The 24,161-nt window shown below is 71.4% G+C and carries 23 protein-coding genes; 7 read left to right on the top strand and 16 right to left on the bottom strand.

The features are described from left to right. Positions 1 to 2 precede the first annotated feature (2 nt). The 4 genes from ACFY2Z_RS08455 to ACFY2Z_RS08440 all read right to left on the bottom strand — a co-directional run bounded on the left by ACFY2Z_RS08455 (position 3) and on the right by ACFY2Z_RS08440 (position 7,219). Positions 3 to 1,046 (bottom strand): NUDIX domain-containing protein, encoded by a 1,044-nt coding sequence (locus ACFY2Z_RS08455; protein WP_390743395.1) that lies wholly within the window; start codon positions 1,044 to 1,046, stop codon positions 3 to 5. Positions 1,047 to 1,229: 183 nt separating this feature from the next. Further along, positions 1,230 to 1,424, bottom strand: a complete 195-nt coding sequence (locus ACFY2Z_RS08450; RefSeq protein WP_311700851.1) for a hypothetical protein — start codon at positions 1,422 to 1,424, stop codon at positions 1,230 to 1,232. Positions 1,425 to 1,485: 61 nt separating this feature from the next. Continuing rightward, positions 1,486 to 5,787 (bottom strand): hypothetical protein, encoded by a 4,302-nt coding sequence (locus tag ACFY2Z_RS08445; protein ID WP_390743394.1) that lies wholly within the window; start codon positions 5,785 to 5,787, stop codon positions 1,486 to 1,488. A 472-nt stretch (positions 5,788 to 6,259) separates the two neighbouring features. Then, on the bottom strand, positions 6,260 to 7,219 hold the full coding sequence (locus ACFY2Z_RS08440) for an ROK family protein (protein ID WP_390743531.1): 960 nt from the start codon (positions 7,217 to 7,219) through the stop codon (positions 6,260 to 6,262). Positions 7,220 to 7,477: 258 nt separating this feature from the next. On the opposite strand from ACFY2Z_RS08440, the gene ACFY2Z_RS08435 reads away from it, so the two are divergent. Further along, complete coding sequence (locus tag ACFY2Z_RS08435; protein ID WP_390743530.1) at positions 7,478 to 8,527, top strand: LacI family DNA-binding transcriptional regulator; 1,050 nt, start codon at positions 7,478 to 7,480, stop codon at positions 8,525 to 8,527. 64 nt (positions 8,528 to 8,591) lie between these two features. Here ACFY2Z_RS08435 and ACFY2Z_RS08430 read toward each other — a convergent pair whose 3' ends face one another. Next, on the bottom strand, positions 8,592 to 9,896 hold the full coding sequence (locus ACFY2Z_RS08430; RefSeq protein WP_390743393.1) for a DUF6986 family protein: 1,305 nt from the start codon (positions 9,894 to 9,896) through the stop codon (positions 8,592 to 8,594). 216 nt (positions 9,897 to 10,112) lie between these two features. On the opposite strand from ACFY2Z_RS08430, the gene ACFY2Z_RS08425 reads away from it, so the two are divergent. Continuing rightward, the gene (locus ACFY2Z_RS08425; protein WP_390743392.1) at positions 10,113 to 11,018 is read left to right on the top strand and encodes an endonuclease/exonuclease/phosphatase family protein; all 906 of its coding nucleotides are present in this window, start codon (positions 10,113 to 10,115) and stop codon (positions 11,016 to 11,018) included. A 56-nt stretch (positions 11,019 to 11,074) separates the two neighbouring features. Here the strand turns inward: ACFY2Z_RS08425 and ACFY2Z_RS08420 are convergent, their stop codons facing one another. From ACFY2Z_RS08420 to ACFY2Z_RS08400, 5 genes are all read right to left on the bottom strand, one after another. Next, positions 11,075 to 12,037: an electron transfer flavoprotein subunit alpha/FixB family protein gene (locus ACFY2Z_RS08420; RefSeq protein WP_390743391.1), complete on the bottom strand. Its 963-nt coding sequence runs from the start codon at positions 12,035 to 12,037 to the stop codon at positions 11,075 to 11,077. A 57-nt stretch (positions 12,038 to 12,094) separates the two neighbouring features. Continuing rightward, positions 12,095 to 12,880, bottom strand: coding sequence for an electron transfer flavoprotein subunit beta/FixA family protein (locus tag ACFY2Z_RS08415; protein WP_311700845.1), 786 nt, complete (start codon positions 12,878 to 12,880; stop codon positions 12,095 to 12,097). 194 nt (positions 12,881 to 13,074) lie between these two features. Next, the gene (locus tag ACFY2Z_RS08410) at positions 13,075 to 13,584 is read right to left on the bottom strand and encodes a flavin reductase family protein (RefSeq protein WP_390743390.1); all 510 of its coding nucleotides are present in this window, start codon (positions 13,582 to 13,584) and stop codon (positions 13,075 to 13,077) included. A gap of 47 nt (positions 13,585 to 13,631) precedes the next feature. Then, positions 13,632 to 13,712: a putative leader peptide gene (locus ACFY2Z_RS08405; protein WP_390743529.1), complete on the bottom strand. Its 81-nt coding sequence runs from the start codon at positions 13,710 to 13,712 to the stop codon at positions 13,632 to 13,634. Between the two features lie 127 nt (positions 13,713 to 13,839). Further along, positions 13,840 to 14,172 carry a TlpA family protein disulfide reductase gene (locus ACFY2Z_RS08400; RefSeq protein WP_390743389.1) on the bottom strand — a complete coding sequence of 111 codons (333 nt, stop codon included), beginning with the start codon at positions 14,170 to 14,172 and terminating at the stop codon, positions 13,840 to 13,842. Between the two features lie 346 nt (positions 14,173 to 14,518). Here ACFY2Z_RS08400 and ACFY2Z_RS08395 point away from each other — a divergent pair, with 346 nt between their 5' ends. Next, positions 14,519 to 15,247, top strand: coding sequence for a lysophospholipid acyltransferase family protein (locus ACFY2Z_RS08395; RefSeq protein ID WP_390743388.1), 729 nt, complete (start codon positions 14,519 to 14,521; stop codon positions 15,245 to 15,247). A 144-nt stretch (positions 15,248 to 15,391) separates the two neighbouring features. Here ACFY2Z_RS08395 and ACFY2Z_RS08390 read toward each other — a convergent pair whose 3' ends face one another. From ACFY2Z_RS08390 to ACFY2Z_RS08375, 4 genes are all read right to left on the bottom strand, one after another. Next, a complete protein-coding gene (locus ACFY2Z_RS08390) occupies positions 15,392 to 15,985 on the bottom strand; it encodes a transglutaminase domain-containing protein (protein ID WP_390743387.1) in 594 nt (197 codons plus the stop codon). Between the two features lie 95 nt (positions 15,986 to 16,080). Further along, positions 16,081 to 17,151, bottom strand: a complete 1,071-nt coding sequence (locus ACFY2Z_RS08385) for a threonine aldolase family protein (protein ID WP_390743386.1) — start codon at positions 17,149 to 17,151, stop codon at positions 16,081 to 16,083. Next, positions 17,148 to 17,900, bottom strand: coding sequence for an SDR family NAD(P)-dependent oxidoreductase (locus tag ACFY2Z_RS08380; RefSeq protein ID WP_390743385.1), 753 nt, complete (start codon positions 17,898 to 17,900; stop codon positions 17,148 to 17,150). The genes ACFY2Z_RS08385 and ACFY2Z_RS08380 overlap by 4 nt, the downstream gene beginning before the upstream one ends. 56 nt (positions 17,901 to 17,956) lie before the next feature. Next, the gene (locus ACFY2Z_RS08375) at positions 17,957 to 19,354 is read right to left on the bottom strand and encodes a DUF6421 family protein (RefSeq protein WP_390743384.1); all 1,398 of its coding nucleotides are present in this window, start codon (positions 19,352 to 19,354) and stop codon (positions 17,957 to 17,959) included. 442 nt (positions 19,355 to 19,796) lie between these two features. Between ACFY2Z_RS08375 and ACFY2Z_RS08370 the strand changes: the two genes are divergently transcribed. Next, a complete protein-coding gene (locus ACFY2Z_RS08370) occupies positions 19,797 to 20,480 on the top strand; it encodes a glycerophosphodiester phosphodiesterase (RefSeq protein WP_390743383.1) in 684 nt (227 codons plus the stop codon). Between the two features lie 93 nt (positions 20,481 to 20,573). On the opposite strand, the gene ACFY2Z_RS08365 is transcribed toward ACFY2Z_RS08370, so the two are convergent. Beyond that, positions 20,574 to 21,122: a GNAT family N-acetyltransferase gene (locus ACFY2Z_RS08365; protein ID WP_390743382.1), complete on the bottom strand. Its 549-nt coding sequence runs from the start codon at positions 21,120 to 21,122 to the stop codon at positions 20,574 to 20,576. Between the two features lie 71 nt (positions 21,123 to 21,193). On the opposite strand from ACFY2Z_RS08365, the gene ACFY2Z_RS08360 reads away from it, so the two are divergent. Both ACFY2Z_RS08360 and ACFY2Z_RS08355 read left to right on the top strand, forming a co-directional pair. After that, positions 21,194 to 21,586 carry a VOC family protein gene (locus ACFY2Z_RS08360; protein ID WP_390743381.1) on the top strand — a complete coding sequence of 131 codons (393 nt, stop codon included), beginning with the start codon at positions 21,194 to 21,196 and terminating at the stop codon, positions 21,584 to 21,586. A gap of 60 nt (positions 21,587 to 21,646) precedes the next feature. Further along, positions 21,647 to 22,417 (top strand): VOC family protein, encoded by a 771-nt coding sequence (locus ACFY2Z_RS08355; protein ID WP_390743380.1) that lies wholly within the window; start codon positions 21,647 to 21,649, stop codon positions 22,415 to 22,417. Positions 22,418 to 22,427: 10 nt separating this feature from the next. Here ACFY2Z_RS08355 and ACFY2Z_RS08350 read toward each other — a convergent pair whose 3' ends face one another. Further along, positions 22,428 to 23,549 (bottom strand): hypothetical protein, encoded by a 1,122-nt coding sequence (locus tag ACFY2Z_RS08350; protein WP_390743379.1) that lies wholly within the window; start codon positions 23,547 to 23,549, stop codon positions 22,428 to 22,430. Between the two features lie 116 nt (positions 23,550 to 23,665). Here ACFY2Z_RS08350 and ACFY2Z_RS08345 point away from each other — a divergent pair, with 116 nt between their 5' ends. Further along, positions 23,666 to 24,124 carry a nuclear transport factor 2 family protein gene (locus ACFY2Z_RS08345; protein WP_390743378.1) on the top strand — a complete coding sequence of 153 codons (459 nt, stop codon included), beginning with the start codon at positions 23,666 to 23,668 and terminating at the stop codon, positions 24,122 to 24,124. Positions 24,125 to 24,161: the final 37 nt, after the last annotated feature.

The raw sequence follows: 24,161 nt of genomic DNA, 5'->3' as shown, positions 1-24,161 counted from the left end.
CGTCAGCCGAGCGGGACGCCTGCCTCCAGATAGAGCGTCGCACCGCGTTCGCGAGCCCGCAACGCCCAGCGGAGACGTTCGTAGCGCACCGGCGGCAGCAGATCGGCCGCCTCCGCCTCCGTGACGAACCGCCAGGCGCGCAGCTCGGGTCCGGGCAGCAGGACGCGCTCGGCCTCGGTGCTGTCGAGGCGACCGCCGTCGAAGAGCAGGCGCAGTCCGCCGTAGCCGGGGGGCGCGGGGGACTCCCAGTCGACGACGAGAAGCGGGGGAACCTCCTGGAGCGTGATCCCGGTCTCCTCGGCGACCTCGCGCATGCCGGCGCGGGCAGGTGCCTCGCCGGGCTCGACGACGCCCCCGGGGAACTCCCAGCCGGCCTTGTAGGTGGGGTCGACCAGCAGCACACGGTCCTGCTCGTCGAAGAGGAGCACCCCGGCCGCGAGGGTCTCGGAGGTCGGCTCGGGGGTCTGCACGATGTCGCTGACGGGCGCGTCGCCGGTGCGTACGGCCTCGGCGACCCGCAGGGCGCTCTCGTACGGGGTGAGCGCGCTGGTGTCGACGGGGTGGGCGTCGGCGGCGAGCCAGCCGGCCAGCGCGGCGCGGTAGGGCTCGATGTGGTCGTACGACCACTGGCGGATCCGCATCTCGCCGTCAGGGAGGTCGGGCGGCACCTCCCGGCCGGCTATCCGCTCACGCAGGATCGTTTCGGCCGGGGCGAGCAGGACATGGCACACGGAGATGCGCCGAGCGGCGAGGCCGCCGAAGATCTCGTCGCGGTACTCCTGGCGCAGCAAGGTCATCGGAACCACGAGGACACCGCCGAGTTCGGCGAGCATGGCCGCCGCGGTGTCGATCACGAGCCGTCGCCAGATCGGAAGGTCCTGGAAGTCGCCGACCTCGGCGAGGCGTTTGGGTGGCAGCAGGTGCGTGAGCGCTCCGCCGATGACCTCGGGGTCGAAGAGCGTGCTGTTCGGGATCAGCTCGATCACTTCCCGTGCGGTGGTGGACTTCCCCGCACCGAACGCGCCGTTGATCCAGACGACGATCACAGTTCCCCCTCTTCTGTTGGCCCCCTGTGGCTTGCCCGCTCCACCCTGCCATGGAAACCCGGCGCTGATGAGGGTGTGTCCGGGGCCGATCGCGGGGACGCCGGGGCGGTCAGGGGACCGGGTATGCCGCGGCGCCGGTGCCCCTGTCGTCCAGGGCCACCGGCGCCGCGCTTCGGCTCCCCCTCAGCCGTTCTGCCCCAGGGTGCCGTCCTCGGTGGCGAGGCCGTCCTGGTCGATGGTGTGGTCCACGGTGCTCAAGGTGTCCTTGACGTTCAGATCACCGAGCGAGTCGCGGTCCGCGGCGTGGGACGGGGTGACGGCCGCCACGACGAAGCCGGTGGCGAGGGAGGCGAGGGCGAGCATGCTGCGCTTCTTCATGACCGGTTCAACTGCCGCCACCGGCCTCGGGTCACGGCCCGTCCTCCGCTGACCCGGCCGCTCAGTACAGCGGCGCCCGTTCCAGCAGTTCCGGCCAGCCGCCCAGGGTGCCCTCCGTCCGTGCGTGAAGGTAGTTGCTGCCCCTCATGCTCTCCCGCAGCGAGGCCGGCGTGGCCTCCTCGCGGAACAGCGCGTCGAGCCAGGCCGGTTTGGGCTTGAGCTGAGCCGCTGCCGACACGACGGGCGCGCAGAAGGCGGGTTCGCACAGCATGCGCCGTGTCCAGCGCTCCTGGTCGACCGGCGCGAGCCGGGTGCACAGGTCGCCGAGGAAGACCGCCCAGGGCCGGGCGATGTCGCGCTTCCACTTCACGTTCTCGGGCTGGACCCGGTGCATCGCCTCCACGATCGTCGCCGTCAGACGGGCCGCCTCCACGGGGTCCTCGTGGACGAGCCGCTCCATGAGGAAGCCCAGAGACCGGAAGATCTCGCTCACCGTCCCGCTGCCGAGGTTCGACCGCACGTCGTAGCCGGCGCGCTCGGCCAGGCAGAGCGCGAAGGCGACGATGCCGTCGGCGCGGTGCAGCGCCCCGAGATGGGCATGCGCCTGGGTGAGCAGCATGCGGGCCTTCGACTCATGGCTGATCACCTGCTCGGTGGTCCGGGTCGGCGGCTCGGCGCGTGCCTCCCGGCCGGCCTTCAGCAGCGGCCTGAGGGCGCGCAGCAGCATCGTGGGAGCCGTCGAGTCCCACACCCGGGCGGGGATCGTCACCGTCGCCAGTTCCAGGAGGGCGTTGCGCAGATCCTGCGCCGCCGCCGCTTCCCAGGCCCCGACGATCTCGTCGATCGTCGGGTGGTCGTCGAAGCCGAGTTCGAGATGGACCTTCCAGAGGATGAAGCCGTGTCGGCGGATGTCCGGTCTGCGGTCGTCGACGAGCCGTCGCCGATACTCGATCAGCGCCCCACGGTGCGGGGCCGGGAGCCACTCCCGGACCGGCGGGACGTCGTGCGCGTCGGACCGCACGGCCTTGGCCATGTCCCCCAGCGTCTGGTGGAGCACCTCCGGCTTCGCCGCGGTCCGCGCGTAGACGATCAGTTGGTCGACGAGTTCGGGGTGGCGGGGTACGGCGTACTGCAGCCGGCCCACCATGTTCTCCAGCGCGGCGCGCCCTTGCCGCGTGCCGCGCAGTTTGTCCTGGACCTCACGGTCGCCGACCAGGGCGGTGAGCGCCGTGCGCGCCTCGGCGTGCCCGGCGGTGGCGGCGGAGATGAGGAACGAGCTCAGACCCGTGTTGCTCAGCCACAGCGAGCGGTCCGGGTCGAAGGGACCGGATCCGGCCTCGGGCAGCAGCGTGAGCAGGGCCGCGGCGGGCAGCCGCGCCTCCTGAAGGGCGTTGCGCCACAGCCACCTCTCGTCCTTGCCGCCCTGCGGCGAGTTCTCCTCGCACGGCAGGTCCCGCAGTGCCCGGGCGCAGCGTCGGCGTGCCTCGACGGTCAGCGGGTCGTCGGTCTCGGGTACGGCGTCCGGGTCGTCGTCGGCAGGCTGGGCCGGGTCGGTGGTGGTGCGCGGGTCGCGCCGGAAGCGTGCCGCCCGCCCGACGAGCGATTCGGTCAGGACGCCGTAGCACACGGCCAGTTGGTGCGCCGGTTCCCGGGTGGACAGGACCGTGTCCAGGTATTCGGCGGGATCGACGGCGAGTCCGCCGAGTACGGCAGCCGTGTGCATGCGCAGCGTCGTCCGCAGGGCCAGGACGCTCGTGCGGCGCTCCTGCCCTCGGGCAGCCGTCCGGTCCTGGCCGAGCCCCAGCCGTCTGCGCAGTTCCGGGAGGACCTCCTCGGCTCTCGGCGCACTGTTGAGGAAGAGGCTGCCGAACGCCCGCTCAAAGGGAACGGTGTCCTGTTTGTCCGGCTGAATGTCCGCGAGTTCCTCCATGAAGGCCTTGACGGACTTCCGGACGAGTCGTGGAGGAAGTGTCCAGCGGGCCATCCGCACCAACAGGTCGGTCAGCAGGGCGAGTCTGCCGGTGCCCACGGCCGGCCGCCAGAACTCGGCGGCGAGATCGACGGCGCGCTCCTGGTTGGCCGCCACCACGGCGTCGAGTAGCCGGAAGGCCAGCTTCTCGTTGTGGTGCAGTTCGTTGGCGGGCAACGACCGCAGCCACTCGAAGCAGCCGTGGGTCCGGGTGAACGCCTCGACGGCCACGGCGTCCTGGGTCGCGAGCCGCACCAGGGCCTCGATCACGCCCCGCCTGACCCGCTTGCTGTCCCGCTCCCCCGCCCACAGCAGGGCGAGGTCGTCCAGCGGCCGACTCAGGTCCCGGTGGGTCACGGACGGCAGCAGCCGCAGGAAGCGGTCGATCAGCGGGGTGTCGGCGCGTGTCAGCGCGCCCGGTGCGTTCGCGCGCACCAGCGGGCCGGGCTCCTTGAACTTGGCGTAGACACGCAGTCCCATGCCCAGCAGAGCGGGGTCGTCGGAGGCGAGCCAGCCGGCCAGGGCCGCATCGGCCCGGTCCTTGGAGAAGGTCTCGCCGCCCGCTTCGGGAAGCCGTCCGGCCATCAGCAGGACCTCGCCGGCCACCTCGCCGAAGTAGAGGTCCGCCGGGTCGCGGGCGACTCTCGCCATCAGGTCGTCGACGGCCGAGCTGCCGCACGCGAGCACGCCCCGCGCCGCCGCGTGCTCGAAGAACGTCTGATGGAAGAACCAGAGGTATCCGGTCTGCTCCCGGATGGAGAGCACGCCCCGGGAGCGCAGCGCCTCCACGGCGGCCGGCACATCGGGGCCGTCCCGCATGTCCAGCTCCCGCGTGCGGGCCAACTGGGCCTCGATCTTGTTCTCCAGCACGGCCCGCCGGGCATCGAGCCGGCTGGAGGCGAGGATCAGTCGCGCGGCGGCCCTGGCGTGCGGGGACAGATCGGTCGCGGGCAGCGTGGTCGACGAGGCCCGCCAGGCCCGCTGGTCGGTCACCACCCGGCGTTTCCAGAACCGGTCGTACAGATGAGGCGTGTCCACGTCCTCTTCGGGCATGTCGGGCGCGTACAGCTCGAACAGCAGGCGCAGCGCGAAGGGGTTGGCGCACACCTCCCGGAGTGCGCGGCCCAGCGAGGCGGCGTTCGTGACCCGGTCGACGACCGCTTCGGTCGGCGGGGCCCCGTCCAGTCCGTCGTAGAAGCCACGGGCATAGCTGCGGACCGCCTCGGGCCACTCGTCGGCGTCGTAGGACCCGAGGAGACGGGTCCTCAGGTCCACTCCCGCTTGCGCCGCCGCCGTGGCCAGGCGCTGGGCCTCCACGGGGCGGCAGGTCAGCAGCGCGGGCAGGCTCAGGCGGTCGGCGGTGCGCACCACGTCGACGACGAGGGCACAGGCGTCGTCGCTGTGCATGAGCAGGTCGACGGTGTCGACCAGGAGAACCGTCGAGGGTTCCCGTCGGGCCGCCTGCTCGATCGCGCGGAGCACCACCTCGGGCGCGAGGACGCCCCTGCGCCGGGCCGAGTCGCCCTGCCCCGCTTCGTGGAGACCGGACAGCAGGCTGCTCGCCCGGATGAACAGGGGACATCGTCCCTGCCCGGCGAGGCGACGGTGGATGCTCCAGACGAGGCTCGTCTTGCCGTAGCCGGCCTCACCCACCACCGCAGTGCACCCCGGGCTCTCCAGGGCCGCGACGACGTCCTTCTCGATGGTGCGCGGGACATACAGCCCTTGGGAGAGCCGCAGGTCGTGGCCGAGGGGGTGTACGCCGACGACCTCGGCCTCGGTGGCAGCGGCCTGCGAGGTGTGCCATAACTCCGCCAACTCCGGTGGAGCGCCGTCCTGTCGAGCGCCTGCCGAGGTGTCACGCGGCGGCAGTACCGGCCGGGGTCCGAGTTCGGGCTCGATCTCATAGGGCTGCCCGAGGAGATAGCGGAGGAGTTTCTCGGCGCCCTCAAGAGTGATGGGATCGACCATGAAGGGCGGTACGGAGGCGGGCAGGAGGTAATCGGGCAGGTCGTCCGGCGAACCTCCTGGCAGCACGACGGTGAGGATGTGGCGGTGCCATGTCCGGCGGTTCCGGTACACATAGTCCTGCAGGAGGCCCGTCTCCCAGGCGACCCCTCGGCCGACCCCCGGGGCCTCGGTGCCCTGGGCCCGTCGCTTGTAGGCGGGTGAGGCGATCACGAGGGAGAATTCCCCCTTCCCGGCCTCCCTGAGCATCCAACTGGGCCAGTTCTGCCGCTGCTCGGCGGCCATCTGGTCCAGCTGCGCGTCCACGTGGTTGGCCCGCAGCAGGAAGTACAGCTCCCGCACCTGGTCGGCATGGACACCGCCGTCGTCCTCGTGCGCGTAGGAGATGAACACCCTTGGCGCGTCGGATGGTTCGGTACGCGTCATGGCCAGGCACCCTACCGCTCACGTCCCGCTCCCGGTGCCCCACCATGCGGCGGGCCCCGGCACCGCCTCGGGCACAGCACCCGCTCCCGCACCGCCTCGCGGTCGGCGCCGTCCTCGAGCACCACCCGGTCACCGCGGAGACCGCGACCGCGGCACCGTGGTCCTGCCGTTGCGGCCACGGCCGCTCACACCGCTGCTGACAGCGTTTCGGCCGACCCGGCTGCGCACCCCGGCCAGTGCGTCCAGACAGTCCGGCACCGCTCGCTCGACGGCCGCCGTGCCGAACGAATCCAGGGCCGCGCGTGCCGGTTCCTTCGCCGCTCCGCATGTCAGGCCCCGCGATGAAGTGCCGTCGCACCAGCGGCACACCAGGACCCGAGGGCGGGGGGACCAGGCCGGGCTCGCGTGGAACCCGGTGACCTCGCGACAACCGGCCAGGTGCGCGCCGCGACCCCGCTCCCCTCGGGGCCGGTCAGGTCGCGATGCCCGCCGTCGGCATGCTGTCCCGGCCCCCCAGGGCCGCCGCGGCCGCGCCCACGAGGCCCGCGTCCGTGCCCATCACCGCGGGCGTCACGGTCAGGCCCTGGACGAAGGACAGCGTGGCGTAGTCGGAAAGGGCCCGGCGCAGGGGCGTGAAGAGCACGTCGCCCGCGTTGCCCACTCCCCCGCCGACGACCGCGATGTCGATCTCGACCAGTGTCGCGGTCGCGGCGATCCCCGCCGCCAGCGCCTGCGCGGCCCGCTCGAAGGAGGCCATGGCCACCGGGTCGCCCTGACGTGCGGCGGCGGCCACCGCGGCGGCCGAGGTGTCGCCGTCCGGGCCCGGCTGCCAGCCACCGTCCAGCGCACGGCGGGCGATGTTCGGTCCGCTCGCGATGCGTTCCACACAGCCGCGCGAACCGCAGGGGCACAGATCACCGTCCAGGTCGACGCTGATGTGCCCGACGTGGCCCGCGTTGCCGGTCGGGCCCGGGTGCAGCCGCCCGCCCAGCACGAGACCGCCGCCGACACCCGTCGACACCACCATGCAGAGCGCGTTGTCATGGCCGCGGGCGGCGCCCTGCCAGTGCTCGGCGGCCGTGATCGCCACACCGTCGCCGATCAGCCGGACGGGCAGGCCGCCCGTCGCCGCACGGACCCGCTCGACCAGCGGATAGCCGCGCCAGCCCGGTACGTTGACGGGGCTCACCGTGCCCGCGGAGGCGTCCACGGGGCCCGCACTGCCGATGCCCACGGCACTCGCCCTGCACCAGAGCGGGGAGAGCGCCAGCTCCGCGATGACGTCCGCCACCGCGCCCATCACGGTGTCGCCGTCCTCCTTCGCGGGCGTCGCGCGCTGCGCGCGCACCAGGATCCGGCCATGGCCGTCCACCAGCGCCCCGGCGATCTTGGTGCCGCCGATGTCGAGCGCGGCCACGAGGTCGTTGTGCATCAGTGTCAGATCTCCCAAGGCTTGAGTCGTACCGGAGTCGTGCCGGACCGGACGCACTGCGGCGGTCACCGCGGGATCCGGGCCCCCGGCCGGGTACGGGCAGGAGGCGCCTCTGCAGGAAGGCGCAGGCCGGAGATTGCGGTGGACAGTCTCTCCCGCATCTGACAACGTTGTCCAGGCTCTATGCTCGACGCCACATCCTCATACAACCCCATGGACCGCCGCACCCCCGTGGACGACAGGACAGGACAGCGCATCGTGCCCGAGACCGCCCGCCGAGGAGACCGCGTCTCCGGAACCCGCTACGGCAATCGTCCGACGATGAAGGACGTGGCAGCGCGAGCCGGAGTAGGCCTGAAGACGGTCTCGCGTGTCGTCAACGGCGAACCCGGGGTCACCCCGGACACCGAGCGCCGGGTCCAGGAGGCCATCGAGGCACTGGGATTCCGTCGCAACGACAGCGCGCGGGTCCTGCGCAAGGGACGCACCGCGAGCATCGGCCTGGTCCTGGAGGATCTCGCGGACCCGTTCTACGGCCCGCTCAGCCGCGCGGTCGAGGAGGTCGCCCGGGCCCACGGCGCCCTGCTGATCAACGGGTCGAGCGCGGAGGACCCGGAGCGCGAGCAGGAGTTGGTGCTGGCGTTGTGCGCGCGCCGGGTGGACGGGCTGGTGGTCATCCCGGCCGGTGACGACCACCGCTATCTGGAGCCCGAGCTCAAGGCCGGCGTGGCCACGGTGTTCGTGGACCGCCCGGCCGGCCGGATCGACGCGGACGTGGTGCTGTCCGACAGCTTCGGCGGCGCCCGTGACGGGGTGGCCCATCTCATCGCGCACGGCCACCGGAGGATCGGATTCATCGGTGACATGCCCCGCATCCACACCGCGGCCGAGCGACTGCGCGGCTACCGGGCCGCCATGGAGGACGCGGGGATAGCGGTCGAGCCCTCCTGGATGTCCCTCGGCGTGACCGACCCCGAGCGGGTGCGGCGGGCCGCCGAGGAGATGCTCTCCGGTCCCGTCCCGGTGACCGCGATCTTCGCCGGCAACAACCGGGTGACCGTCACCGTGGTGCGTGTCCTGGCCGAGCACGACCGTCAGGTCGCCCTCGTCGGCTTCGACGACTTCGAGCTCGCGGATCTCCTCAAGCCGGGCGTCACGGTCGTCGCCCAGGACGCCGCCGCCCTCGGGCGCACGGCCGCCGAGCGGCTCTTCCGCCAGCTCGACGGCTCGCTCGTCACTCCGGAGCGCATCGAACTCCCGACCCGTCTGATCACCCGCGGCTCGGGCGAACTGCCGCCCGCGGACTGACGATCGGCGCGCGGGCGGCAGGCAGCGCGCCGTCGGCCCGGCAGGCCTGCGCCCCGACGCGTGCCTACTGGGCCGACGCCGTCAGGCCGCCCCGTCGCGGCCTCGCGAAGCCTTCCAGGTCCGCCCGGGTCAGTCCGGTCGCCCGGGCGACCTCGGCCATCTCGAGCGCGCCGCAGTCCAGGCCGCGCAGCAGATAGCCGCTCAGCGCCTTCGCGGTCGCCGGTTCGTCCATGACATCGCCACCGGTCCGGCCGGCGTAGCGGACCAGGCGCGCCGCGGCCTGCTCGAAGCCCTCGCGGTAGAAGGCGAAGACGGCCGCGTACCGGGTGGGCAGGTGTCCGGGATGCATGTCCCAGCCCTGGTAGTAGGCGCGGGCCAGGGCCCGCCGGGTGAGCCGGTAGTGCAGCCGCCACGCCTCGTGGACCTTCTCGGTCGGGCCGACCGGCAGCACGTTGGTGGAGCCGTCGCAGACACGTACTCCGGTGCCGGCGGCCGCGACCTGCATGACGGCCTTGGCGTGGTCGGCGGCCGGGTGGTCGCTGGACTGGTACGCGGCGGACACGCCGAGACAGGCGCTGTAGTCGAAGGTGCCGTAGTGCAGTCCGGTGGCACGCCCCTCTGCGGCCTGGATCATGCGCGCGACGGTCGCCGTGCCGTCGGCGGCGAGGATGGCCTGGCTGGTCTCGATCTGGATCTCGAACCCGATCCGGCCGGGCTCCGACCCGCGCGCCTTCTCGAACTCCTCCAGCAGCCGCACCAGGGCGGTGACCTGCTCGGGGTAGGTGACCTTGGGCAGGGTGAGCACGAGGCCCCGCGGCAGGCCGCCGGCCTCCATCAGGCCGGTGAGGAAGATGTCGAGTGTGCGGATGCCCCGGTCCCGTACCGGCGCCTCCATGCACTTCATACGGATGCCCATGTACGGGGCCGCCGTACCGTCGCGGAAGGCCTCGGCGATCAGCCGCGCCGCGCGGGCGGCCGCCTGGTCCTCCTCGGGGTCCGGCCGCGATCCGTAGCCGTCCTCGAAGTCGACGCGCAGGTCTTCGACCGGTTCACGCTCCAGCTTCGCGCGGACGCGGTCGTGGACGGGCCCGGCGAGCTCGTCCGGGAGCCCGAGCACGGCGGCCAAGGACGCGGCGTCCGGGGCGTGTTCGTCGAGGGCGGCCAGGGCCGCCGTACCCCAGGAGCGAATGGTGTCGGCGGCGAAGACGTCCCCGGGGACGTAGACCGTGTGGACGGGCTGGCGCGTGCCGGGGTCACCGGGGTAGCGGCGCTCCAACTCGGCGTCGACCGGGGCGAGGGAGGCGCCGATCGCCTCGCTCACGGCACCCCGCAGGGTCGTCGCCACCCGCTCCTGCTGGCCCTGGCCCATCCGGCACCCTCCCGCTTTCCGCTGCACGGAATCAACAATTCGTTGAACGAAGCTATCGGCGGCTGTCGCCATGGGTCAACACCCTCGGAACCCGTGCGGCGGCTCCCGCTCCAGGGCGGACACTCCCCGCCCTCGCCTGTTCACGCCCATCTCATCCGGCTCTGTCACACTACGGGCGCAGGGCTCGTCCGGCACCCGCCACAGAAGGAGCCTCCCGTGCCCCATCTCAGCAGCGTCACGCGCCGTCTGGGCCTCAAGACGGCGGTGGCGGCCGCGGCCGTCCTGCCCGTGTCCGGTGCGGCACTGTCGTCCCAGGGTGCCTCGGTCTCGGACCGGCACGAGCGCCATCTGGAGGTCATGTCGTTCAACCTGCGGTACGCGAGCGACACAGGGCACCACAACTGGGCGGTCCGCCGCCCGGCGATGCGCGCGCTGCTGCGCGGCGAACGGCCGCATGTCATCGGCACCCAGGAGGGCCTGTACCACCAGGTGCGTGACATCGCGGCCGATCTCGGGGCGGAGTACGCGTGGCTCGGCACCGGCCGTGCGGGGGGCAGCCGTGACGAGTTCGTGGCCGTCTTCTACGACACGCGCCGGCTGACACCGGTGGAGTACGACCACTTCTGGCTCTCCGACACGCCCGACGTGATCGGCTCCAACACCTGGGGCGGTTCCTGTATCCGCATGGTCACCTGGGTCCGCTTCCGCGACGCGCAGCCGCCTGGGCGGGAGTTCTACGTCCTCAACACCCACCTGGACAACAAGAGCCAGTACGCACGCGCGCGTGCCGTGTCCCTCATCGCCGATCGCATCGCCGGGCTCGACCGTGCGCTGCCGCTCGTGGTGACGGGCGACTTCAACGTGGCCGCCCACAAGAACCCCGTGTACGACACCCTGCTCGGCGCCGGTCTCGTCGACACCTGGGAGATGGCGGCCGAACGCACCGCGCCCTACGGCACGTTCCACGGCTATCGTCCGCCGAAGCCGTACGGCGATCGCATCGACTGGATCCTGGCCACGCCCGGCGTGACCGCGCACTGGGCCAGTGTCAACACCTTGGCCCCGGACGGGCAATTCCCGAGCGACCACCTGCCGGTGCAGGCGTCGCTGAGTCTTGGATGAACGAGGCCCCCGGGACCGTCGTCGCGGTCTCGGGGGCCTCACAGCCGCGAAGTCGGTCAGCCCTTGCGGGCCTTGACCTCTTCGGTCAGCTGCGGGACGACCTCGAACAGGTCGCCGACCACGCCGTAGTCGACCAGGTCGAAGATCGGGGCCTCGGAGTCCTTGTTGATCGCCACGATCGTCTTCGAGGTCTGCATGCCGGCGCGGTGCTGGATCGCACCGGAGATGCCGGAGGCGATGTACAGCTGCGGCGACACGCTCTTACCGGTCTGGCCCACCTGGTTGGTGTGCGGGTACCAGCCGGCGTCGACGGCGGCACGCGAGGCACCGACGGCCGCACCGAGGGAGTCGGCGAGCGCCTCGATGATCGCGAAGTTCTCCGCGCCGTTGACACCACGGCCACCGGAGACCACGATCGCGGCCTCGGTCAGCTCGGGGCGGCCCGTCGACTCACGCGGCGTACGGCCGGTGACCTTGGTGCCGGTCGCCTTGTCGGAGAACGTCACCGCCAGCTGCTCGACGCTGCCGGCGGCCGGAGCGGCCTCCACGGCGGCCGAGTTCGGCTTGACCGTGAGGACCGGGGTGCCCTTGGAGACACGGGACTTGGTGGTGAAGGAGGCGGCGAACACCGACTGGGTGGCCACCGGGCCCTCGTCGCCGGCCTCCAGGTCGACGGCGTCGGTGATGATGCCGGAGCCGATGCGCAGCGCGAGACGGGCGGCGATCTCCTTGCCCTCCGCGGAGGACGGAACCAGGACGGCGGCCGGGGACACCTGCTCGTAGGCGGCCTGCAGCGCGTCCACCTTCGGCACGACCAGGTAGTCGGCGTACTCGGACGCGTCGTGGGTGAGCACCTTCACCGCACCGTGCTCGGCGAGCGCGGCGGCCGTGTCGGCGGCACCGTTGCCGAGGGCGACGGCGACCGGCTCGCCGATGCGCCGGGCCAGCGTCAGCAGCTCCAGGGTGGGCTTACGGACGGCGCCGTCCACGTGGTCGACGTAGACGAGAACTTCAGCCATGGGAATGGATCTCCTTGCGGATTGCGAAGTCTTCAGGGGCGGTCAGGCTGAGGAGCCTTAGATGAACTTCTGGCTCGCGAGGAACTCAGCGAGCTGCTTGCCGCCCTCGCCCTCGTCCTTGACGATGGTGCCCGCGGTGCGCGCCGGGCGCTCGGCGACGGCCTCGACCGCGGTCCAGGCGTTCTCGAGACCGACCTCGTCGGCCTCGATGTCCAGGTCCGAGAGGTCCCAGGACTCCACCGGCTTCTTCTTGGCCGCCATGATGCCCTTGAAGGACGGGTAGCGCGCCTCGCCCGACTGGTCGGTGACCGACACGACGGCCGGAAGGGACGCCTCCAGCTGCTCCGAGGCGGCGTCGCCGTCGCGGCGGCCCTTCACGGTGCCGTCCTCGACGGACACCTGGGACAGCAGCGTCACCTGCGGCACGCCCAGGCGCTCGGCCAGCAGCGCCGGTACGACTCCCATGGTGCCGTCGGTGGAGGCCATGCCGGAGATCACCAGGTCGTAGCCGGCCTTCTCGATGGCCTTGGCCAGCACCAGCGAGGTGCCGATGGCGTCGGTGCCGTGCAGGTCGTCGTCCTCGACGTGGATCGCCTTGTCGGCACCCATCGACAGGGCCTTGCGCAGCGCGTCCTTGGCGTCCTCCGGACCCACGGTCAGCACGGTGACCTCGGCGTCGTCGGCGTCCTCGGCGATCTGCAGGGCCTGCTCGACGGCGTACTCGTCCAGCTCGGAGAGCAGACCGTCCACGTCGTCCCGGTCGACGGTCAGGTCATCGGCGAAGTGCCGGTCGCCAGTGGCGTCGGGCACGTACTTCACAGTGACAACGATCCTCAAGCTCACGCCGGCTCTCCTACTGCATCGTCATTTCTGGGCTGCCTTCTTGCAGGCAGCATAGGCGCCTGAAGCGGCCGATCCCGGTCGGGGCGACCCCGCGCTCCGAACGAAATATTACTCGCCAGTACACCTACTCCATGCCCGCTAAGCAAGCGCTTTGAACTGTGACCTTGGCAACGCTGCGTAACCGGCGAGTAGGTTCAGTCGCGCAGTCCGTTGAAGCGCCCCTGGTGGTAGAGCAGCGGGCGGCCGGGGCCGGACGGGTCGCCGTGGACGACCTCTGCGACCACCAGGCGGTGGTCGCCGGCGGGCACCCGCGCCACCACACGGCAGACGAGCCAGGCGAGCACGTCGTCCAGCACGGGGACGCCGTGCGGCCCCTCGCGCCAGCCGGTGGGCGCGCCGAAGCGGTCGGCCCCGCTACGGGCGAAGGTGTCGGCCAGGGCCTCCTGATGCTCGCCGAGTATGTGCACACCGACATGGCCGGCCCGGGAGACGGCGGGCCAGCTGGAGGCGCCGAGGCCGATGCCGAACGAGACGAGCGCAGGCTCGGCGGAGACGGAGGTGAGGGAGGTGGCGGTGAAGCCGACCGGACCGTCGTCCCCTCGGGCGGTGATCACGGCGACTCCCGCGGCATGCCGGCGGAAGACCGCGCGCAGCAGGTCCGGGGAAGCGAGCCGGGCGGCGTCGAGGCCGGGCGTTGCCGTCATGATGCTGTCCTTCTGCGAGAGGGGCGTGGAGGAGGAACCGCGGCCGGTCACCGGGCCGGACAGCAGGCACTCGCGGTGCGGGCCAGGTCCACATGGACACGCTCGAAGAGAAGGAGTTGCGGGGGCATACGGTCAGGCTGACGATAGATGGTGCGCACAGTCAAGTGGGTACCGGGATCCGGGAGATGAGTCACCGACTGCCTCACGGTTCACCTCATATGGTGTCAAAATACCCGGCGGCGCTCGCCGGGGGCCTCACACGGCCTCGCCGAGGGCGACGATGACGTCCGCCTTGCGGGGCTGCCCCGTCGCCCGCCGTACGATGCGCCCGTCCGCGTCCAGGACGAGCACGGTCGGCGTCTTGAGGATGCCGAGTGCGCGGACGAGTTCGAGTCGCCGCTCGGCGTCGATCTCCACATGAGCGACCCCGGGCACCATCCCGGCGACCTCTGCGAGGACGCGCCGTGTGGCCCGGCAGGGGGCGCAGAAGGCGCTGGAGAACTGGACCAGCGTCGCCCGCTCACCGAGCCCCTGGCCCAACTCGGCCGCCCCGAGCCGCGTTTCCTCGTCCCGCTCGCGCACGCTCACTCTCCCGCTCCGCCGCCACTGCGGCACATCACCGACGCCCGCCGGGGCAAGCGCGGCCACACGTCACACATCCGGTCATTCTCCGTTGCAGCGTCCATGGGTCCGCGATGATTCCCGCGGGCGGTATCCGCCCGTAGGGCATGTGACCCGACACAAGGAATATGACCAGACGAAAAGCTCACGATGGGTCATACCGCTGACGTGATGAGGATCTCGCCGCACACGGGCACCAGAACTGGCCCCACGTCCGTTCTTGGGGCACGATCTGCGAGACGCCGTAAACCTACGGCTGCGTAACTTCCGCCGGGAGTCCCTTCCCAGGCAGAGAGAAGGGTCCACCCCGTCCATGGCTGAGCTCGTCTACCGCCCCGTCATCGGTCTCGCCCTCACGATGTTCAAGGCATGGGACCTGAAGATCGACTGCAAGGGCTCGGAGAACATCCCGCGCTCGGGCGGTGCGGTGCTGGTGAGCAATCACATCAGCTATCTGGACTTCATCTTCAACGGCCTGGCGGCCCTGCCGCAGAAGCGCCTGGTCCGCTTCATGGCCAAGGAGTCCGTCTTCCGGCACAGGATCTCCGGCCCGCTGATGCGCGCCATGAAGCACATCCCGGTGGACCGCAAGCAGGGCGAGGCCGCCTATGCGCACGCGCTGGACTCGCTGCGGTCGGGCGAGGTCATCGGCGTCTTCCCCGAGGCCACGATCTCCCAGTCGTTCACCCTGAAGAGCTTCAAGTCCGGCGCGGTACGGCTGGCCCAGGAAGCGGGCGTCCCGGTGGTCCCGATGGCGGTCTGGGGCACCCAGCGACTGTGGACCAAGGGCCACCCGCGCAACCTCAAGCGCAGCCACACCCCGGTCACCATCCGGGTCGGCGAGCCGATCGAAGCCCCGCGGGACTCGTACGCGGGCGCGCTCACCCGACAGCTGCGCGGGCGCGTCCAGGAGCTGCTCGAGGCCGCCCAGCGCGCCTACCCCGGGCGGCCGAAGGGGCCCGAGGACGCGTGGTGGATGCCGGCCCACCTCGGCGGCACCGCTCCGACCGTGGAGGAACTGCGCGCCGCCGAGGCGCACTGAGCCGGATCAGACGGGGCGCGCACCGTGACTCGCACCCCGGGGCTCAACGTCTCCAGCACTTCGGCAAGTTCGGCACCGGACCCGGTCTCCTCGCCGCCCGCGCCCCTTCGGCGCCGGGCCCGTTCACGAGCCTCGTCGCCCGCCTCAGAGTGCGGTGGGGAGCGTCTCCCAGAGGGTCGGCCGGTCGGGCGCGGCTCTGAGGACGTCCAGTACGGCCGGATGAGGTTCGGCATACAAGTCCGGGTAATCCAGCTCATCGGACTTCGCGTCGGGGACCCAGGCCAGCCGCTCCCCGTCCAGGGAGAACCGGGCGTCCACCCCCGGCTTGTTCCCGCGGGGATCCTGCCGGTGCCAGGCACCGTGGAACCGGACGGCGACCAGTCCGTGCACGGCATGGCCGCTGCCGTCGTCGTGCAGCAGCCGCTGGTAGCACAGGGCCGTCGGGATGTCCTCCGCGCGCAGGAGCGCGGCCAGGGCGTGCGCCTTGGCATAGCAGACACCGGTGCGCTCCCGGAGAACGTCGGAGGCGCGCCAGGTGACGCGCGGGTCACCGCTGTCGGCGGAGTGCGGGATGGTGTCGCGCACGAACTCATAGGCGGCTTGCGCATAGGCATACGAGTCCACCACCTGCCCGGCCAGACGCGCGGCCGCCGCACGTACCACCGGATGATGATGGTCGATGACGTCGTCCGCGGCCAAATAGGCGGACAGGTCCGGCGTTCGCTGGATCAGCTCCATGGTTTCAGAGCATAGGAATGCGGCCGATCGAAGGTCAATGACTTTTCGATCGGCCGCAAAGTTATGCAGATGGCGACTCGGCGGTCGGCGAAGGTCTAGCCCGCCATCTCCTCCTTCAGCGCAGCCAGGAACCGGTCCACGTCGTCCTCGGTCGTGTCGAAGGCGCACATCCAGCGGACGACGCCGGCGGCCTCGTCCCAGAAGTAGAACCGGAACCGCTGCTGCAGCCGCTCGCTCACCTCGTTCGGGAGCTTGGCGAAGATGCCGTTGGCCTGCACCGGGTAAAGGATCTCCACCCCGTGCACGGACCGCACGCCCTCCGCGAGCCGCTGTGCCATCTCGTTGGCGTGACGGGCGTTGCGCAGCCACAGATCCTTGGCCAGCAAGGCCTCCAGCTGCACCGACACGAAGCGCATCTTCGACGCGAGCTGCATCGACAGCTTGCGCAGGTGCTTCATATGGCTGACGGCGTCCTGGTTGATCACGACGACGGCCTCGCCGAACAGCGCGCCGTTCTTCGTGCCTCCCAGGGAGAGGATGTCGACGCCGACCGCGTTGGTGAACGCCCGCATCGGCATGTTCAGGGAGGCGGCCGCGTTGGCTATCCGAGAGCCGTCCAGGTGCACCTTCATCCCGTGGGCGTGGGCGTGCTCGCAGATCGCGCGGATCTCGTCGGGCGTGTAGAGGGTGCCCAGCTCGGTGCTCTGGGTGATCGAGACGACCTGCGGCATGGCGCGGTGCTCGTCCTCCCAGCCGTACGCCTGCCGGTCGATCAGCTCGGGGGTGAGCTTGCCGTCGGGCGTGGGCACGGTGAGCAGCTTCAGGCCGCCCATGCGCTCGGGGGCGCCGCCCTCGTCGACGTTGATGTGCGCGCTCTCCGCGCAGATCACCGCGCCCCAGCGGTCGGTGACGGCCTGCAGCGCGACGACGTTCGCGCCGGTGCCGTTGAACACCGGGAACGCCTCGGCCGTGGAGCCGAAGTGACTGCGGATGATCTGCTGGAGGTTCTCGGTGTAGACGTCCTCGCCGTATGCGACCTGGTGCCCGCCGTTGGCCACGGCCAGGGCGGCGAGCACCTCCGGGTGGGCCCCGGCGTAGTTGTCGCTGGCGAAACCGCGGACCTCCGGGTCGTGACGGCGGCGCGCGTCGGTCTTGGGAGGGTTCACGGCTTCTCGGTCAGCCACAGGCGTTTTCCGTTCACTTCCGCGGCGGGCTCGCTCCAGACGCCGGCGATGGCCTCGGCCAGGTCCTTGACGTCCGTGAAACCCGCGAACTTCGCGTTGGGGCGCTCCGCGCGCATCGCGTCGTGCACCAACGCCTTCACCACCAGGATCGCAGCTGCCGACGTCGGCCCCTGCTCGCCCCCGGCCTTGCGGAAGTAGTCGGCCATGGCCAGCGTCCAGGCCTCGGCGGCGGCCTTGGCGGCGGCGTAGGCGGCGTTGCCCGCGGTCGGCCTGCTCGCGCCCGATGCACTGATCAGGACGTAGCGGCCGCGGTCGCTGCGCTGCAGCGCCTCGTGGAACGCGAGGGAGGTGTGCTGCACGGTGCGAACGAGCAGCAGTTCGAGGAAGTCCCAGTCGTCGAGACTGGTCTTGGTGAAGGTCTCACTGCCGCGCCAGCCGCCGACCAGGTGCACCAGTCCGTCGACCCGCCCGAAGTCCTTCTCGACATGGGTGGCCCAGTCGCGGGTGGACTGCAGGTCGAGCAGGTCCACCGTGTCCCCGGTGACGGTGGCGCCGCCGAGCGCGTAGCGAGCCGCGTCGACGGCCTCCGCGAGGCGCTCGGGGTCGTTGTCCGAGGCCACGACGGTCGCGCCCGCCTCGGCCAGCCTCAGCAGCGTCGCCCGGCCGGCCGCTCCGCCCGCGCCGGCCACCGCGATCACCGCGCCACTCAGTGGTCCGTTCCCGTTCCGCATGGTCCTCGCCTCCCGAACAGCGTCCGCTGCATCAGCCGTACCCACGGCGCGGGCGCTCACGCGGCGACTCGCTCGGCGGTCTCCGCGGTGATGCCCTTGGTGGAGGCGATCACGTTCTTCAGCTTCTTCTGGAGCGCCTCATAGAACATGCTCAGGGGAAACTCGTCGGGAAGCACGTCGTCCACGAGCTTGCGCGGCGGCTGGCTCAGGTCGAGGGCCTCGGGGCCCTTGGCCCACTTGGAGCCCGGGTGCGGGGCGAGGTAGGTGGAGACCAGCTCGTAGGCGGCGAACCAGTGCACGAGCTTCGGGCGGTCGATGCCGTCCCGGTACAGCGTCTCGATCTCGGCGCACAGCTGGTTGGTGATCTGCGGCGCACGCTGCCAGTCGATGGAGAGCTTGTTGTCGGTCCAGCGCACCACGTCGTGCTTGTGCAGGTAGGCGAAGAGCAGCTGGCCGCCGAGGCCGTCGTAGTTGCGGACGCGCTCACCGGTGACGGGGAAGCGGAACATACGGTCGAAGAGCACCGCGTACTGCACGTCACGGCCCTGCGGGAAGCCGTCGGCATCCAGCTGCACGGCCTCCTTGAAGGCGGTGAGGTCGCAGCGCAGCTCCTCCAGGCCGTACATCCAGAACGGCTGGCGCTGCTTGATCATGAACGGGTCGAACGGCAGGTCACCGTGGCTGTGGGTGCGGTCGTGGACCATGTCCCAGAGGACGAACGCCTGCTGGCAGCGCTCCTGGTCGTGCACCATGGCGGCGATGTCCTCGGGCAGTTCGAGGCCCAGGAGGTCGACGGCCGCCGCGGTGACCCGGCGGAAGCGCGCGGCCTCGCGGTCGCAGAAGATACCGCCCCAGGAGAAACGTTCCGGCGCCTCACGCACGGCGATGGTCTCCGGGAAGAGGACGGCCGAGTTGGTGTCGTAGCCGGCCGTGAAGTCCTCGAAGGTGATGCCGCAGAACAGCGGGTTGTCGTAGCGGGTGGCCTCCAGCTCGGCGAGCCACTCCGGCCACACCATGCGCAGGACGACCGCCTCGAGGTTGCGGTCGGGGTTGCCGTTCTGCGTGTACATCGGGAAGACGACCAGGTGCTGGAGGCCGTCCCGGCGGTCGGCGGCGGGCTGGAAGGCCAGCAGCGAGTCCAGGAAGTCGGGGACCTGGAAGCCCCCGTCGGCCCACCGGCGCAGGTCCTTGACGAGCGCCTCGTGGTAGGCGGCGTCGTGCGGCAGCAGCGGCGCGAGTTCCTCGACGGCCCGCACCACCTCGCTCACGGCCTCCTCGACGGCCGTACGCTCGGGGGCGCCCTCGACGTCGAAGTCGATCGAGCCGTCCTTGGCCTGCCATGGCCGGATCCGCTCCACGGCACCCTTGAGCACGAGCCAGGCCGGGTGGTCCACCACCTTGTCCTGCGGAGGAACCTTCCCCTCCGTACGCGCCTGCACAAGAATTTCCGTCATGACCCATCCTCCACGGAAGAACCTCAAGTAGGGACACCGTATGCGGCGAGTGTTTCTCCCAGCAAGAGGACGATCGGGAAATTATCCTGCCCGCCCCCACCCGAGCCGCTCTTTTTCCTGCCGGGAACCGAAGCGTGCGTGACATCCGCGATACATCGGCGGAGCGCCAAGGGGCCGCGACGGCGCGTGGGCAGCCGTACGTTTTCGGCCACTCCAGGAGGCGGCAGGCGATCGCGGCGACGGTCAACGGCGGTATGACGCGCCCACCCTGGGGTGACACCCGCCCGGCTCTGCCGATCCGGCTTCGCGCCGCGCCATGCGCCCGTTGCCCCGTACAGAAGCGGGTTCAGCTCACACCCGGGCTACTAGGCTGCGCCCTGCCGCGACGGTGCGGGAACGCCTCGCGGCAGCCGAGCCGCCGTCGACGGAAGCGAGTTGAACCTTGAACTTCCTCACCATCGGTCACCGCGGAGTCATGGGTGTCGAACCCGAGAACACCCTCCGCTCGTTTGTCGCCGCGGAGCGTGCGGGCCTCGATCTGATCGAGCTCGATCTGCGTCTGAGCAAGGACGGCGCCCTCGTGATCATGCACGACGCCGAAGTGGACCGGACGACCGACGGCACCGGGCCGATCGCCGAGAAGACCGTCGCCGAGCTGCGCGCGCTCGACGCGGGTCTCGGTGAGCGGGTCCCCGTCTTCGAGGAGGTCCTGGACGCGGTGCGGACACCGCTCCAGGCGGAGATCAAGGACGTGGCCGCGGCGCGGGCACTGGCCGAGGTGATGCACCGCCGGGACCTCGTCGGCCGGGTCGAGGTGTCGTCGTTCCAAGCAGAGGCGATCACCGAGATCGCCCGGCTGGTCCCCGGCGTGCGCACCGCGCTGATCGCCGGCCGCTACGGCACCGACGTGGTGGACGACGCCGTCGCGGCGGGGGCGGGGACGGTCTGCCTCAACATCCGCCGGCTGACCCTGGAGGTCGTCGAGCACGCGCGCAAGGCGGACCTGAGGATCATCGCCTGGGTCGTGAACACCCTGGACCATCTGCGGCTCGTCCGCGCCCTGGAACTGGACGGCGCGACCACGGACTACCCGGAGATCAAGCGCACCGGCCGCTTCACCGCCTGAGGCCGCCGCGGTCGTGCGTACGGCCCCGCTCGGACTGCTTCCTGCATCGCCACACGCCCGGCGCGCACGTCGCGCCGGGCATCGCTCCGGAGCTCAGACCAGCGGCTTGACCAGCAGTTCGAACTGAAGGTCGTCGCGCTGCGGGATGCCGAAGCGCTCGTCGCCGTACGGGAAGGGGGTCATCCGTCCCGTACGGCGGTAGCCGCGCCGCTCGTACCAGGCGATGAGGTCGTCGCGGACGGAGATCACCGTCATGTGCATCTCCGTGACGCCCCAGGTCGCGCGGGCCATGCGCTCCGCCTCGGCGATCACCGTCTTGCCCAGGCCCTCGCCCTGGAGCGTGGGGCTCACCGCGAACATGCCGAAGTAGGCGGCCTCCCCACGGTGTTCGAGCTGGCAGCAGGCGACGACCACGCCGTCGCGCTCGACCGTGAGCAACCGGCTGCCGGGCGACTCGATGACCTGGAGCACGCCCGCCGGGTCGGTCCGCTGCCCCTCCAGGATGTCCGCCTCCGTCGTCCATCCGGCCCGGCTGGCGTCGCCGCGGTAGGCCGACTCGATCAGCGCGACCAGCGCGTCGACGTCACCTTCGGTGGCGTCGCGGAAGATCAGGCCGGTCGTGGCGGTGGCGGCGCGGTCCATGGGCTGTTTCTCCGATCAGTGGCGCGGCGCGGGCATCGTTGAGCGTAACGCTCCCACTAGGCTCCGTTTGCATGGTCCACGTACTGAACAGCCGCGTTCTCCTGCGTCCCACCGACCCCGAGCGTTCCCGGGCGTTCTACGGCGAGAAGCTCGGGCTGGCGGTCTACCGGGAGTTCGGTACGGGCCCGGAACGCGGGGTCGTGTACTTCCTCGGCGGTGGCTTCCTGGAGGTCTCCGGCCGCGGTGAGACAGCGCCCTCCCCCGCGCTGAAGCTCTGGCTCCAGGTGCAGGACGTCACGGCCGCGCACAAGGAGCTGGCCGGCGCCGGCGTCGAGATCGTGCGGCCCCCGGTCAAGGAGCCGTGGGGACTGATCGAGATGTGGATCGCGGACCCCGACGGCACCCGGATCGTGCTGGTGGAGATCCCGGCCGACCATCCCCTGCGCCACCGTCCCGGCATCTGATGCCGTCGCCGGGGCGGGAGGCATAGCCTGCTGAAGGGGCGCGCGTCACGGGAGGATCCCATGAAGCTCGAGAAACCGGTGACCGGCGGACCGTGCTGGGCCGAGCTGGGGACCAGCGATCTCGCGGCGGCCGAGCGGTTCTACACCGAGCTGTTCGGCTGGCGACCGGAGACGGATCCCCGGCCGGAGGCGGGCGGATACACGGTCGCCCACCTCGGTGACGCCGCGGTCGCGGCCCTCGCCCCGCTGCAGCAGGAGGGGCAGCCGGTCGCCTGGAACGTGGCGTTCTCGGTGGACGACGCCGACGCGGCGGCCGAGGCGGTGCGGGCGGCGGGCGGCACGCTGGTCCTGGGGCCGCTGGACGTCCACGACGCGGGCCGCTTCACGGTGGCCGTCGATCCGGGCGGCGCGGCCTTCCAGATGTGGCAGCCGAGGGCCTTCCCCGGTGCGGGGCTGTTCAACGCGCCGGGCACGCTCGGCTGGGTGGAGCTGCTGACCCGCGTCCCGGACCGGGTCACCGACTTCTACACGACCGTCTTCGGCTGGAGCGTGAACCCCTCCGAGTACTACACGCAATGGGGCGTCGCCGGCGCCGACTTCGGCGGCATGATGACCATGGGCGACCGGTTCCCGCCCGAGGTGCCGTCGCACTGGCTGCCGTACTTCGCGGTCGAGGACGTGGACGCCATGGCGTCCGTCGCCACGGGCGCGGGCGGGAGCATCCTCATGGAACCGACCTCCCTCCCGGGCGGGCGTCGTATCGCCCCCCTGAAAGACCCGGAAGGCGCGGTCTTCGGCATCTACACGGCCGGCGAGGAAGGCCGGGCATGACGCCACCGGGTCAGCCCCCGGGCCGGTCCTCCGGCAGCGTCTCGAGGGTCCACACATGCACGGCGTCGCGGGACGCGGACGGGGTGAACCAGGTGCCGTCGCCCAACGCGGTGGGCGGGCCGGTGACCGGGAACGGGTAGGTGATCTGCACGAGTTCACGCGTCCCGGAGGGGTCGATGAGCCAGTGCCGGCCCTCGCCCCACTCCTCGTCGCCCTCGACGGTCGAGCCGATCATGGTCGTCTCGTCGAGGAAGCCACCCGCCCAGTCCCAGTAGGGCAGCGCCTCGTCGTTGTCGGGCTCGGCGTCGCCGGCGGTCTCGGCGTCCCACTGGGCGTCCTCCAGGACGAGCCCGCGGGTGTCGTGCACGGCGAGTGCGCTCTGGTCGTGGGTCACGGTCATGAGCCGCTCGCCCGAGGGGCTCACGCTCAGCAGGGCGAGATCGCCCTCGAAGTGGTCGACGCTGAGATCTCGTCCGTCCCAGCGGCCCCAGCGCAGGGGCGCCCCGTGCTGCCCTTCCCCGATGCTCAGCCCCATCTGCTGCGGATCGGCCGGATGGGGCAGGTGGAAGCTGCCGGCCGCCGCGGCCTCGGCGTTCGCCCGGGCGAGCACGCGCCCGTCCTCCACGTCCAGGACCAGCCACTCGTCGATCGTGTCCGGGCTCAGCTCGCCTTCGGGCAGCGGACCGCGTATGTGCGCCCAGACGAGCTTCCCGTCGGCCGAGAAACCGGCCGAGCCGCCCTCCGGGTACCGGTGGTCCTCGCGGTCCGCGTACTCGTCGTACGACCGGTGCATCTCCAGGCAGGCGCCGTACCAGCAGCCGTGCCGGACCTCCCAGCGCGTGGCGCCCGACTGCTCCACCGCCCGCACCGCATGGACACCCGCGAAGACCGCCAGGCTTGCGTCCGGCGCGACCGCCCAGGTCCCGCGTCGGCGTGGCCAGGGCGCGGGAAAGCGCACCACGGCGTCGGACGGGGTGAGCGAGGTGTCGTCCAGGGGCTGGGCCACGATCGCGTCGTCGTCCCGCTGGACGAGCATCCGGCGCCCGGGCGGACCGAGCAGGACCGGGATGTCGCTCTGCACCGAGGGCATGGGAGCGGGGACGGTGGCATGGAGCCGGACACGAGCAGGCACGCGAATCTCCCAGGGACGGCGAGGTTCCGCGAACCCTGCGGCACGCCTCGGACAGTGCGGCCGACCGGGCGGGCGGGGCTTGACCTCAAGTGCGCTTGAGGTAGAAGGCTCTGCTCATGACCGCACAGCACGATCACGCAGAGATCACCCTGCTCGTCGACCGGTTCTTCCGGGCGCTGGACGAGCGGACGTTCGCCAGTGGCTGGACCGACGCCTTCCTCACCGAGGACTCCGGCATGGAAACGCCCCTGGGCACCTTCCACGGGGCCGATGCCGTCCGCGCCACCGAGGAGGCGCTCGGCCGCTACGACCGCACGCAGCACCTCGTGTCCGGGGTCGTCGTCGATACGGCCGCCGGGGCCGACCGCGCCGCCGCCTCCTGGAACGCCCTGATGACCCATGTGCACAACGACGCCACACTCCGGGAGTACGGGGCCGGCACCGATCCGCTCTTCACCGTCGGCGGACGCTTCGACGCCGAGCTGCGCCGGACCTCCGGGGGCTGGCGCTTCAGCCACGTGAGGGTCCGGCCGATCTGGACGAGGGGCCGCCCGCCTCTGGGGGTGGGCGGCTAGGCCGCGTTGCGCGGCCCGGTGCGGCCGGGCCGCGCGC

The sequence above is a fragment of the Streptomyces sp. NPDC001222 genome (assembly GCF_042896945.1).
Taxonomy (GTDB): Bacteria; Actinomycetota; Actinomycetes; order Streptomycetales; family Streptomycetaceae; genus Streptomyces; species Streptomyces gibsoniae.
This window is presented reverse-complemented; position numbering and strand designations above follow the sequence as displayed.